The sequence below is a fragment of the Candidatus Nitrosopumilus sp. bin_7KS genome, assembly GCF_054095835.1.
This window is the reverse complement of record NZ_JBSWSO010000002.1, coordinates 12,377-24,385: the sequence shown is the minus strand read 5'-3', so window position 1 is coordinate 24,385 and position 12,009 is coordinate 12,377. Positions and strand designations below refer to the sequence as shown.

General features: G+C 34.4%; 13 protein-coding genes. 7 read left to right on the top strand and 6 right to left on the bottom strand.

Annotation, left to right across the window (positions count from 1 at the left end):
* Window positions 1–254 precede the first annotated feature (254 nt).
* Complete coding sequence (locus ACW9W4_RS00485; protein ID WP_457760592.1) at window positions 255–401, top strand: hypothetical protein; 147 nt, start codon at window positions 255–257, stop codon at window positions 399–401.
* A gap of 154 nt (window positions 402–555) precedes the next feature.
* On the opposite strand, the gene ACW9W4_RS00480 is transcribed toward ACW9W4_RS00485, so the two are convergent.
* Window positions 556–708 (bottom strand): hypothetical protein, encoded by a 153-nt coding sequence (locus tag ACW9W4_RS00480; RefSeq protein WP_457760591.1) that lies wholly within the window; start codon window positions 706–708, stop codon window positions 556–558.
* Between the two features lie 64 nt (window positions 709–772).
* Between ACW9W4_RS00480 and ACW9W4_RS00475 the strand changes: the two genes are divergently transcribed.
* From ACW9W4_RS00475 to ACW9W4_RS00460, 4 genes are all read left to right on the top strand, one after another.
* Window positions 773–1,153: a hypothetical protein gene (locus tag ACW9W4_RS00475; RefSeq protein ID WP_457760590.1), complete on the top strand. Its 381-nt coding sequence runs from the start codon at window positions 773–775 to the stop codon at window positions 1,151–1,153.
* Window positions 1,154–1,453: 300 nt separating this feature from the next.
* Entirely contained in the window at window positions 1,454–1,657 is a 204-nt protein-coding gene (locus ACW9W4_RS00470) for a DUF1059 domain-containing protein (RefSeq protein WP_457760589.1), read from the top strand.
* 35 nt (window positions 1,658–1,692) lie between these two features.
* A complete protein-coding gene (locus tag ACW9W4_RS00465) occupies window positions 1,693–2,076 on the top strand; it encodes a hypothetical protein (protein ID WP_457760588.1) in 384 nt (127 codons plus the stop codon).
* A 171-nt stretch (window positions 2,077–2,247) separates the two neighbouring features.
* Window positions 2,248–2,514, top strand: coding sequence for a hypothetical protein (locus ACW9W4_RS00460; protein WP_457760587.1), 267 nt, complete (start codon window positions 2,248–2,250; stop codon window positions 2,512–2,514).
* A gap of 31 nt (window positions 2,515–2,545) precedes the next feature.
* Here ACW9W4_RS00460 and ACW9W4_RS00455 read toward each other — a convergent pair whose 3' ends face one another.
* The 5 genes from ACW9W4_RS00455 to ACW9W4_RS00435 form a co-directional block, all read right to left on the bottom strand.
* The gene (locus ACW9W4_RS00455; RefSeq protein WP_457760586.1) at window positions 2,546–3,106 is read right to left on the bottom strand and encodes a tetratricopeptide repeat protein; all 561 of its coding nucleotides are present in this window, start codon (window positions 3,104–3,106) and stop codon (window positions 2,546–2,548) included.
* A gap of 106 nt (window positions 3,107–3,212) precedes the next feature.
* A complete protein-coding gene (locus ACW9W4_RS00450; protein WP_457760585.1) occupies window positions 3,213–3,524 on the bottom strand; it encodes a hypothetical protein in 312 nt (103 codons plus the stop codon).
* Between the two features lie 28 nt (window positions 3,525–3,552).
* The gene (leuS, locus tag ACW9W4_RS00445) at window positions 3,553–6,417 is read right to left on the bottom strand and encodes a leucine--tRNA ligase (protein ID WP_457760584.1); all 2,865 of its coding nucleotides are present in this window, start codon (window positions 6,415–6,417) and stop codon (window positions 3,553–3,555) included.
* 4 nt (window positions 6,418–6,421) lie between these two features.
* Window positions 6,422–9,091: an alanine--tRNA ligase gene (gene alaS, locus ACW9W4_RS00440; protein WP_457760583.1), complete on the bottom strand. Its 2,670-nt coding sequence runs from the start codon at window positions 9,089–9,091 to the stop codon at window positions 6,422–6,424.
* Between the two features lie 110 nt (window positions 9,092–9,201).
* Window positions 9,202–10,932 (bottom strand): sensor histidine kinase, encoded by a 1,731-nt coding sequence (locus tag ACW9W4_RS00435; RefSeq protein WP_457760582.1) that lies wholly within the window; start codon window positions 10,930–10,932, stop codon window positions 9,202–9,204.
* A gap of 175 nt (window positions 10,933–11,107) precedes the next feature.
* Here ACW9W4_RS00435 and ACW9W4_RS00430 point away from each other — a divergent pair, with 175 nt between their 5' ends.
* Window positions 11,108–11,617, top strand: a complete 510-nt coding sequence (locus tag ACW9W4_RS00430) for a hypothetical protein (RefSeq protein ID WP_457760581.1) — start codon at window positions 11,108–11,110, stop codon at window positions 11,615–11,617.
* Window positions 11,618–11,682: 65 nt separating this feature from the next.
* Window positions 11,683–11,979 (top strand): 50S ribosomal protein P1, encoded by a 297-nt coding sequence (gene rpl12p / locus ACW9W4_RS00425; RefSeq protein WP_457760580.1) that lies wholly within the window; start codon window positions 11,683–11,685, stop codon window positions 11,977–11,979.
* Window positions 11,980–12,009: the final 30 nt, after the last annotated feature.

Genomic DNA, 12,009 nt, shown 5'->3' with positions numbered 1-12,009 from the left:
GCTTTAAAGATCTTTCGTAGTAATGATTCGTGTTTGTTTTATTGCTATTTCATATGTAATGTTCATGGACGAGAATTCATGGGAAGAGATGCGCGGTTTGTCCTGGGTGTTTTATGAGTTTGATGACTAGATTTTAAATTCCTACATTGATTTTTATCACATTACAAGTATAGTTTTTTGTGGGCTAGATGGGTACTACTTACCTGTCAAGTCCACATCTAAAAATTAAATAAAACCTCAAAAATTTGTGTATCTTGCGTGTAATCATTTTACATACTCTAGTTCATATTCATAATTTCAAAACAGCTGTTAGTAAAATGACTGATAAAGTGATCTTGAGGCATTTGGGAATCATTGCAGAAAGTGAAAATTCTGAATCTATTGATGAATGTGATTGCTAGTTTGCATATACAATACGCTTAAGTCCATGGCATATTCTAAATCGCATTGACTCTACCTCGAAATGACAAAAAGGCAATAATTGCTAGTGTAATGATGCTTGCAGGAATTACAATTTACACATTTTCAACCATTTGATGAAATTCAAAGTAAATACTAAACTCTTGCTTTCAATGCAAAATTCCCACACTGTGGACACCGATGTTTTTTCAAATATACTGCATGAGATTCAAAACTCTTTTTAGAATACGTGATGTGTTCCCCACAATCGCCACATTCACCTAGTAAATCTCCTTTCAATTCAATCATGTGTATTTTTCCCGTTCATAGATTAATTGTGAAATACTAGTACAAATAATTTCATATTGAACAAATGACTGAATATCCAGATAATAATTTCAATGCTTTTGGCATTACTCGTACAACTATAGATATTCCAACTATTGAAGAAACTGATCCTCAAAGAATTGAATTAATTCTGAAACATCAAGAGGCTATGCCAAAGGTATTGGCACATATTGATACCGTTTTTCATGACGATCAAAGTAAAACAAGATTCCACCTAAAGATTGTCTTACCTGAAAGAACTATCAGTTATAATCGCCTTCCATCAAAGGCATGGCTTTATCTTTTTACACAAATTCAATCAGTTCTAATTGTAAAGCAAGATGGAGGAAGAGCTAAAGCCATCGCTACTTGTGAAAACATCGATGTTGCTACTCTGATGGATAAGAAGATAGAATTTATGACATGAATTAGAATAGTATCAAAGTATTCTAAACTCTTTTGAGGAATAGACAATAGCCTTAAGTTCAAATAAAATTTAGAAGATTATGGTTGAGGATGACATGGAAAGAGAACTCGAATTACCGTGAGTAAAAAGAAAAGCGTCATTTCAGAGGATGACAAACAGTTTCAATCCATAGCAAAACAGCTGGTAGACCAAATTAAACTCAGAGATAAGAAAATCATAGAGTCAGAAGATGAATAAAAAGTGGGATTTTTTTATCTTAAAATTCGGTTAACTAATATCATATAAAATCAAAATCACTCTATGACTAAATCAATTAGTTGCAAAGATTTAGGCAAAGATTGTAGTTGGTCAGCATCATCAACAACAAATAATGAAGAGGAATTAATGTCCATGGTTAAAGAACATGTTTTAGCAGAACATAAAGAAATTGAATTAAATCCTAAAAATATTGAAAGTATCAAATCACTGATCAAAACAACTGGAAGATTTTGGTGGTGGGGATAAGATTCTAAGATTTTTTGAGAATCAATATTCCTATATTGACAAAATTACAACATCATTTGTTGACTGTTAATCATCCTAAAATTCTCGGAATCAATCTATTTGAAATAATTCAAACACTACACTTGAACAAAGAAAAACCCATGTATCTCAACGAACTTTGTCAAATTATCCATAGAGATTACAAAGATGTCAAAGTTGATGTGATGTATCTATCTAGTTTGAAATATGCCGAATCTGATTTTATTGAAGATACAGTTAATCAAAGAGTAGCCTCTCTAACTCTAAAATCTGTGAGTGTAATGGATAGAGGGACATCTCCAAAAAACTATGAGGAATTTGTTGAAATGCTTGAAAATCCTGAGGACTCTGGTATTTCTGAGAAGAAAAGCCTATTCAAAAGATTTGGATTTGGGAAATAATTAGAATATGCTTAAGTCAATTAAAATCCAAATCATTAGACAATGGTGTTTGCTTTTAAATTTGCATTTTTGAAAAAGAAGAAAAAGAAAATCATTGAAGATGAAAAGACCAATCCAGATGATGATTAGATTCTAAATCCTCTTAAGTGAAAGATGTAATCCTTTGTTAGTATGGACAAGTCTGATATTATTTCTGAAATTGAATACAGAGTGAGTAAATCAAAAAATTCTGATTACACTGGAACTACCATAGGCATTACTGACAAACCCAAAACCAAAAAAGACAAGCATGCCAATGATGGTAAATCTGTCCAGTACTGGAAAGACTGGTCTGTTAGTGAAAAAGATGGACTAGAGATTGAAGAATATTTTCTTGCAAAGGGGATGAAAGGGGATAAAGGCAGTGGCGAATTTGCCGGTTTTGTTTACATTTTTTAAATTTAGGTAAAGTTTGAGATTTTTTGTCTATCTATGATTCTAATTCTTTAGATTTCTCATAGCATTTTTTGGCCTCCTCTGTTTTGTTTAGTGAATCCAACGCCAATCCTTTGTTGTTCCACGCATCAGAATCTTGTGGATCAATTTCTATCACTCTATTATAACATGCTATAGCTTGTTCGTATTTGCCCAAAGAATTTAGTGCTAATCCTTTGTTGTACCACACTACTGTACTATTAGGATCAACTTCTATTGCTTTGTCATAGCATTCGATTGCCTCATCGTATTTGCCCTGAGAATACAAAGTACCACCTCTGTTACGCCATCCCCATACATCATTAGCATCAAATCCTGTATCATTGCTACTGCGAAAAATATCTTGAGTGGAATATCTTTGGTTTACTCCCGCATGTCCATATCTGTCATAGACTAGTTTCTTTTCCGGATTTGAAATAACAGAATATGCTTCTGAAATTTCTTTGAAATGTTCTTCAGAATCTTTGTATTGGTTTCTGTCTGGATGCCATTTTAGGACCAAACGTCTGTAAGCATTTTTGATTTCTACATCAGTGGAATTTTCAGTTACCCCCAATAGACTATAGTGTATCGCAAGATCTACATCAAAGACTAGGTCCTTTTGATAACTTTTTTTATCCTTGTTGTGATTTCTTTGCCAAAACTCTCTTTTGAATAGAGATTCAATGTATCGCTGGTGTGTTTGATTCTTCAGTCGATATATCTGTCCAATGTGCCTGCTCAAACTCTTGTATAATTTGATCAAACTCTTCATCTGAAATTCTGTTTTGACTAGTTTGAAATGTATCTTCTTGTGGGATATAGTCTTGTCTTTCTCGAAATCTTCTAAAATGACTCTCAAATGATTTTTGTTTTTTTAATCTGCGAACTTTTTGACAGTTTCTGCAGATAAATTTCTCAGAATTTTCTGGATGTGGCCACAAATCAATGCGCTCAAATGTTCCTTTACAGTCTGAACAAAAACTCTCACTCATTTTTTACTCTCTTAAGGGTATTTGATTACTATTCAATTAAAATTGCAGGCTTGAATGGCCTTGCATGTCTTGCTTTACCCTTTGGATCATAAATGTTGCTATCTGATTCTGAATATACTGTAATGTCAACTCCAAATTCCTTTTTACCAATACTTGATAGTTCAGATGACAAGAACTCTTTCTCATCAAATGAATCCGATTCAAGCTTCATTTGTTTAATCTCTTCTGATTCTGAATGCAAATCTTTGATTACTTTTTGGATATAGTCTGGCATTTTTTTGGCCTCTGTAGTTTCAGGATCTGCAATTAACTCTTTCATGACAACTCCCATGTTGTTTTGTCCTCCTACCATAATTCCTAGTATCTTTCTATACACTTTAGATTTCATAGAATCAGAATTTACATAGAGTACAATTTTCTTTGGAGTAATTTTTGTAACTTTGAGAATATTTGCAATATCATCTATGGTTGATTTTAATAAATTCTCTGATTGAATTGATGTTGCATTAATTTCATCTTTAGAATGTACAGGCCAATCTGATTTTGATACCTGGGTATTATTTCCAATCTTTTCCCACATTTCCTCAGCTATATGTGGTGCAAATGGAGACAACATTGCAACTCGTGCAGAATTTATTTTATACAGAATTCCTGAAACATCTTCTCTACCTTTAGCTTCAACTCGTTTGTTGTACCAGCTCAAATCTGATTCAAATGAAAATAAAATCTCATGCAATCCTTCCCTTAATCTCATTTTTTCAAGAGATTCTGTAACTGTGCCAATCATACTCTGTAATTTAGATAAAATCCATCTATCTTCAGCTTGTAATTCTGAAATAGGCTCGTTTTTGAGCCTAGAGCATTCCTCTAAGAGTGATTCTAGCTTATTCTGAATCCCGTATACTGATTCCATGTTAAAATCAGCATCCTGTAACAATTCAGCTGATGAAATGATAGCCAATCTAATTGGATCTGCACCATGGTCTCTGATTGCAGTACGTAATGGAATGATATTTCCCATACTCTTTGACATTTTAGCTCCATCCATCATTACACTTCCATTAACTACAATTTCTTGTGGCCATAATTTCTTCTCAAAGATTGCAACGTGATTGAGGACAAAAAATGACAGATGGTTTTGTACCAAATCTCGTCCTGAATGTCGTGAATCAACTGGATAAAAATATTGGAATTCTTTTTTCATCGTACCAATAATATCCTCAGAAAGTTTTGATGTGCTAGCAGCTAGTGCGACATCTCCCTTATCTAACAAAACATAATCAAAGAACTCTCGTGTTAAATTCTCGGGAGATACTGTTCCATCATTTACAAATCGTGAAATGGTATAGTATGCCATGTAAATTACACTATCAGACAATGACTCTACAATCCAGTCTTTATCCCATGGAAGTTTAGTTCCTAACCCTTGCTGTCTTGCGCAAGCTCGCTCGTGCAACCACTCTATCACTTCTTTGAACTCTGTTCTAATGTTACTAGGTAGAATGTTCATCTCATCAAAACAATTGCGTGCAAGTTCTTTCCATTCTTCATCTCCGTAATTGAGAAACCATTGGTTGTTCAATATTTTTACAACACATTCAGCTCCACATCTACAATGTACTGGAGAATTTTCAAGCACTGGAAATTTCTCTAGTGTATTATTCTCTTGCAGCCATGCTCTGATTTTATCTCGTCCAAACTGAACCTTTTCATTATTGAATTGTAAACATTTTTCATTTAATTTTCCATCAGTAAACTCTTTGAGGTACAATTCTTTTGTAGCCTCTTCTAGCTTGGAATCTGTTTGGTCAGAAACTCCTAATTTCTCACAAATCTGTTTTGCAGGAAATTCTCCATATCCTTCTGTGACTATGATGGGGATAGGCTCGATTTTAGTCGCTAATTCGTGATTTTTACCTTTCAAATCCATCAATGCTTGATAATCTTTAGGGGCATGTGCGGGAACTGACATTACTAGTCCAGTTCCCATACCAGGCTCTACAAAGTCTGCAGGCAATATTGGAATCTCTCGTCCATCATGGTTAGTTGCATATTTTCCAATAATTTCACTACCTGGAATATCTCCAATAATTTTTACTTGCTTTTCAAAGAATTCTATTTTGTGTGCACACTCTTCAGAAATAATCCAGGTTTCATCATCAACTGCTACCTTTTTGTAAACAGTATTTGGATTGACCCACAAATTTGTAATTCCAAAAATTGTTTCAGGTCGTAGTGTTGTTACTGGGAAAATAAATTCATCTATCTTGAATTTTATCAAGAAATTCTTCTCATCAATTTTTGGTTCAACGTCCCCCATTGTATCATGTTGGGATACTGGGTTTTGGTCTTTAGGACACCATCCAACTGGATGACTACCTTGAATGATTCTACCTCTTTCTTTGAGTATTGTAATTTGCCATTCGATAAATTTCTGATAACCTGGAACGATAGTGGTAAACTCTCGTCTCCAATCAATTGAATAACCCATCTCGATCATTCCAGATTTTATCTCTTCATGGAAATAATCTGCAATCTTTATTGGTTCAACAAATGTTTTGATTGCCTCTTCAGGAACATGATATACATTTCGTAATCCATCAAGAATTTCTTTCTCACCTTTTTCAATTCTTTTGGCCATACCAAGTACGGGAGTGCCAGTATAATGGAATCCCATTGGGAATAATACGTTATATCCTTGCATTCGATAAAATCTTGCATGAACATCAGCTAGTGTGTATGTTCTGCCATGTCCAATGTGTTGCGGGGAGTTTGGATACGGATATGCAACTGTAATGAATTTTTTTGGTTTATCATTTGGGTTTGTCTCAAAGTCTTTTGATTCTGCCCACTTGTTTCGCCATTTAGTTTCTATTTCATTCCAGTTTATCATAGTATTATCCTAAAATCATTGATTTTGCTTTGGCTATTGCCTGCTCTTTTTTAGATGTGTCCTTTCCTCCGCCTTGAGCAAATTTAGCATCACCACCACCAGAACCTCCTAAAATTGAGGCTATCTCCTTGGCAATCTCACCTGAATTCACGCCTGATTGCTCTCCTGCAAACACCATTACTCGCACTGTTGGACCAGCTTCGAAAATCCCACAAAATGCAGCAGCATCATCTTTTGCAACTAGCTTCTTGCCAAAGTTTTGATAAAAATAATCATCATAATTTTCACTGGATGTAAAACACAACTTCCCCTTTGTACTAATTCCATCAGACTCTACTGATTCTCCAGAAATAATCTTCTCTAGTAGTATTGGAATCTGCTCTCTTGCTTTTTCTTTATTTTCTTCTCTTTGTTTCTCTAGTTTTTCTTTTGCAATGTTTTCAGCATCTTGTTTTTTTGATTCTTCTTCTTGGTCTTTTACATATTGGAATGCAGTTGGACCTGAAACAAACTCTATTCGAACTACGCCGTCTTGAATTCGTTTAGTCTTTGTAATTTTAATTAGTTCTATGTCCCCAGTTTTTTTGACATGTGTTCCACCACAAGCTTCGATATCTTTATCTTCAATTGATACAATTCTAACTGACTTTACTGGAACTACACCTCCCTGATAAATTCTAAATCCATATTTTTGCTCTGCAGTTCCTCTATCGTAATAATCAATGTTCACTGGATAGTTCTCTTTCACCATTTGGTTTGCTGCATCTTCAATCTGTTTTACTTGCTCATCAGTTAATGAGGAATGGTGTGTAATGTCTAATCTTGCGTGATCATCGTCTTTGAATGCAGAGTGCTGCCAAATCCATGAACCCAAAACTCCTCTCGATGATGCGTTAATGATGTGGGTACTGGTATGGTTTTTGGTTATGTTTGCACGACGTATCTCATCTACTTTACACTGTACAGTTTCCCCCTCCTTTGGTACGCCACCTTCTAGCTTGTGAACGATAATGTTTGCATGTTTATCCACGTTTACAACTTTGAATCCTGCTATACTGCCTAAATCTGGTTCTTGTCCTCCACCTCTTGCATAAAATGAAGTTCTATCTAATACCACTTGATCATCAAATACTTTGATTACTTTGGCATCAAACTCCATTGGGTCATCTTTGTAAAATAGAGTCTCAGTTTCAGGTAACTCTTCTAGTGGAAGTTCTGTGATTGCTTTTTTCTTTTCAGATTGGTGCAAATCAGATAGTTTTGAATAAAATTGCGATGGAATCTCTGATATAGCATCGACTTCTTTGAGATATTCAGGCGTAATTCCATCTGATTCGTATAGAGTGATCAATTCATCGACTGTTGGCACACCTTTCTCACGAATCTTTTCTGCCTTTTTCTTCATGTGAACTTTGGAGTCCTCATATCTTGCAGATTCTAGCTTGAGTATTGTCTTGACATCTTCTCTTTTCTCATCAAGCTCAGGATAGGTATCTTTGAGATAGTCAATGTGAGTATCAATCAAATCATCAATGTCTAGTTTTAAATTCAATCTGGTAATTGTTCCATTGATTCGTCTTAACATCATTCTGAGATTATATCCACCACCGACATTACTTGGTAATGCACCATCTGAAATTGCAAAGATTAGTGTCCTCAAATGATCTGCAATTTGATACACTCCTTCAAGCGGTGTTATTGTGTTGTTTAGCTGAGTATCTGTAATTCCTGCATTTTTTACTGCAATGCGTCTAACTTGATTCAAGTCATCATAATGATCAATCTCTTTTGCAATTTCTGTAAAGTATTTTTTCAAAACTTCAGAGTCTGAATCAATTCCAATCTTTTCAAATAATTTCCCATTAATTGGACCAAAACAACAGTCGTATGCTGTTGGAGTTCCCATTGTAATCCATGCAAATCTCTCCAAACCTGCACCCATGTCTATAACTCTCTGGTCAAGTGTAGTGTGATTTCCTAGTTCTCCTTGGAATTCAGTAAATACTGCATTACCAAGCTCCAATCCTCGAACAAAGTATTCCAGTGACGGACCAAAGGAACCTCCACCTGCCCATACATCCTCTACAAAAACGACTTCTTCTTTTTTAATTCCAAACTGATTAGTCAATAATCTAAAATCTAAATCAACGCATTCATCTTTCCAGTATCCTCCTAAATCAGGAACACTGTGTTGTCCTATCATACAGAAACTAGAGAAATGTCTGCCGGTAACTCCTACATTTTCTAAATCTTTGAAACGCAAACATGTTTGTGGAACCACTAGTGGATTTGCAGGAAATTCAAAAACAACTTTACTTCCCATCACTCTTTGAAAATCAACAACTGATGCAATTGTAAAAAACAAATCATCTCGCCATCTACAAACAACAGGGTATCTGGATACTGATGTGTGATTATTTTTTACAAAAAATTCCTCAACTTGTTTCCAAGCTTGTGTATAATCAAATCTCTTACTAGTTGGAGGCTCGCCAATGAACGAATATGTATCCAATCCATCATCTGGACACAAATTTCTATCAGCATTTAGAGTCCAAAAGAATCTGCCACATTTTGTGCACGATTTTCTGGTAAATCCTTGTTCTTGGAATAATTTGACATTATAGTATTTCTCAGGATCTGCTGAAAATTCTTTTAGAATCTCTTTTTTATCCAACGCTGAGGCTGTTATTTTCCAATATTAAGAATTGTCGATTAATGGCACACTAAATAGAATTTCCCAATCAGATCAAATTCTCTAAAATCGACCTCTTTAATTGAAAATAATTATTTGAACTGTTTTGGCAGAATAATTGTAAATGTGGTGGGGTCAATAGATACTGAAATAGTTCCACCATGCTGTTCTATGATGTTTTTACAGCTTGACAAACCAAGACCTGTTCCTTTTTGTTTGGTTGTATATAATGGCTCAAACACCTTATCCGGAGAATCTTCTAGGATGCCTTCCCCAGAATCAATAAACTCTAAAATTATCTTGTCTGTTTCTTCATTAATTTTAATATCAATTATTCCCTCATCCGGAATTGCCTGAATTGAATTAATGATAATATTTACAAATACAGCATCAAGTTTGATTGGATCACACTGAATTTGCACATCCTTTTCAACTATCTTGATTTTAATCTCCTTTGGAACATCTATCTTTTCTATAGAGTCAAGAATAATTTTGCGAATTGATACGTTACTTGTTTTCAATGGTGATTTTCTTACATAATCTAAAACATTTTCAATTTGGTGTGCCATTCGGTTTATACTTTTATCCATAATGTCCAATCTGCTATTTAGTAAAGGGTCCGAATTCTTGGAATCTCCCACCTTTTGATTCAACAACTCTATTGACATTTTCATTACTGACAATGGATTTCTTAGATCATGTGCCAGACGTGCAGATAATTCACCAATTGCAGAAAGTCTTTCAGATTTGATCATTTCTTGTGACAGGTGCTCTAATTCTTTTGTTCTATTCACTAGATTCCTGTACAATATTTTATTTAGCAGGAAAATCCCAGTAGAAAAAATCATTAACAACATAACTAACATTATTGAAAAATAATTTAAAAAATTAATTTCCATTTCTGATGTCTGTAAATGTCGTATACTGAGTAATACTGCTACAACTGTAATGTTAATGACTACCAAAAATATTGTGATTCCATTTTTTACTACATTTTGCTGTTCACGGTGACTGACATTGGATACTTCTTTATCTGAAATATTTTTGGAATTGTGAATACTTCGCAGCAATGAAAAAAACCAGATCATATAGCTTGTGATCCATAATACATCCACCAAATGATGGGTGGTGTATTCATCCGCCAACGTTAGGAATAAAAATAATGTATCTGCAATAACAAATATCGAAACTCCTGCTAGTATCATTATCCAAAATAGATTTCTTCTTTTTTGAATTAAAAATAAAATTGTAATAATTACTGGTATGAGCACTAGTGCATCTGATACTGGATAGATGAATCCAATTATAGTATCGATTAACTCGTTACTGCTGTTTGAATTGTATGTAATGATGGCAGTTGGGATTAAGGTGATGGCTGAAATTAGACTAGCAAAAAATACATTTCTTTTTGATATTTGTTTTTTTAATGGTTTTAGAAAAATCAACAGTGCGATGAACATGAAAAATGGTGCACTGATGTAAAACACATCTGCAATAGATGGAAATGGATCTGTTTCTAAAACTTGTTCATAAAAATTCCAAGTTTGTTCTGCTGCAAACCAGCTTACAAATGACAGTGCTAAAAAAACAAGTGATTTCTTTGGAATCTCTTTTATTTGCTCTGATTTGATTACAGCCCAAAGTACTATGATTACAAGACCGCCTGGAATTATTGTATATAGAAGCAGAGCGATTATATCAAAAACTGAAAACTCTATCACTGAAAAATAATTTACCATGTAAAGTGATGTGATTACAACTAATGTGATGATAAAAGACGAAAGCCATATCTTGTCAAAACGTTCCAATCTTTGCTTTTGCATTTTGTTATGAATCCAATTTGGACAAGTTATTCATATTATAAGATGTTACTGTAGAAATAAATTATATTCATATGGGTTGTAATTTTTTAGTCTTTCTTTCTACTTGCCTTCTGTAGAGTACTGGAATTGAGTCTGATTGGGCAGGAATAAATACACTATACCATGTAATCTATTCATGTTTGGAAAGAAACCTACTCTGAAAGAAGGAACTGCAATTTTCTCAATTAAAAAAAATGGTGAATTTAATGACTTTATTTTTGGAATAGTTACTGGTGTTGATGGACGTAAAGTCGGAGTTAATGGTGTACTAGTAAATGCGATTGGATTAAAAAATAAGATTACTCAAGGAAAGACTGGAGAACGCTCAAGGGAAATTCTTGAACATCCAACTCCAGATAATGTTGTTTTGGCTTTGGTGTATAGAGTTGAACATGAGAATTATGCTGAAGTGTTAGATCTTGATGTTGATAAATGCGATATTCTTCCTCCAAAAATCTATGCAATGCTTGATGGTTGGATTCGAGAATCAATTCCTGAATTTATCAATACTGTTCTATCATTACCAGAAGGTTCTGAAAGAGATGAAGCAAAACGAGTCTTAAAGCATAGAATGGAAACTTTGACTGATCCAACTCTAAAGAGAACACTATATGCTGTTTGTAGAAGTCTGAAAATTCTCAACTAGATTTCTAATTTCTAGGCGTAACTTCTCCATAGTTTTATATTATGCCCTAAGAAAATCTCGATACAATGGAATATGTTTACGCTGCTTTACTTCTTCACAAACTAGACAAAGAAGTTAACGAGGCAAACCTCACATCAGTTGTTAAAGCATCTGGTGCTGACGTTAATGAAGCCCAAGTTAAATCACTAGTTGCAGCCTTAGCCGATGTTAACATCGATGAGGCAGTTAAAGCCGCCCCAGTAGCAGTTGCAGCCGCAGCACCGGCAGCAGACGCAGCAGCACCGGCAGCAGAAGAAAAGAAGAAAGAAGAACCTAAAAACGAAGAAGCAGCCATGGAAGGATTGTCTTCCTTATTTGGCTAAGCAACTTTATTTCTATCAAATTTACTTTTG

Bases quoted from the DNA above. Each gene is read 5' to 3' on its own strand.
- ACW9W4_RS00480 (WP_457760591.1), bottom strand. From the start codon at position 708: ATGATTGAATTGAAAGGAGATTTACTAGGTGAATGTGGCGATTGTGGG.
- ACW9W4_RS00475 (WP_457760590.1), top strand. From the start codon at position 773: ATGACTGAATATCCAGATAATAATTTCAATGCTTTTGGCATTACTCGT.
- ACW9W4_RS00470 (WP_457760589.1), top strand. From the start codon at position 1,454: ATGACTAAATCAATTAGTTGCAAAGATTTAGGCAAAGATTGTAGTTGG.
- ACW9W4_RS00460 (WP_457760587.1), top strand. From the start codon at position 2,248: ATGGACAAGTCTGATATTATTTCTGAAATTGAATACAGAGTGAGTAAA.
- ACW9W4_RS00450 (WP_457760585.1), bottom strand. From the start codon at position 3,524: ATGAGTGAGAGTTTTTGTTCAGACTGTAAAGGAACATTTGAGCGCATT.
- leuS (WP_457760584.1), bottom strand. From the start codon at position 6,417: ATGATAAACTGGAATGAAATAGAAACTAAATGGCGAAACAAGTGGGCA.
- ACW9W4_RS00435 (WP_457760582.1), bottom strand. From the start codon at position 10,932: ATGCAAAAGCAAAGATTGGAACGTTTTGACAAGATATGGCTTTCGTCT.
- ACW9W4_RS00430 (WP_457760581.1), top strand. From the start codon at position 11,108: ATGTTTGGAAAGAAACCTACTCTGAAAGAAGGAACTGCAATTTTCTCA.
- rpl12p (WP_457760580.1), top strand. From the start codon at position 11,683: ATGGAATATGTTTACGCTGCTTTACTTCTTCACAAACTAGACAAAGAA.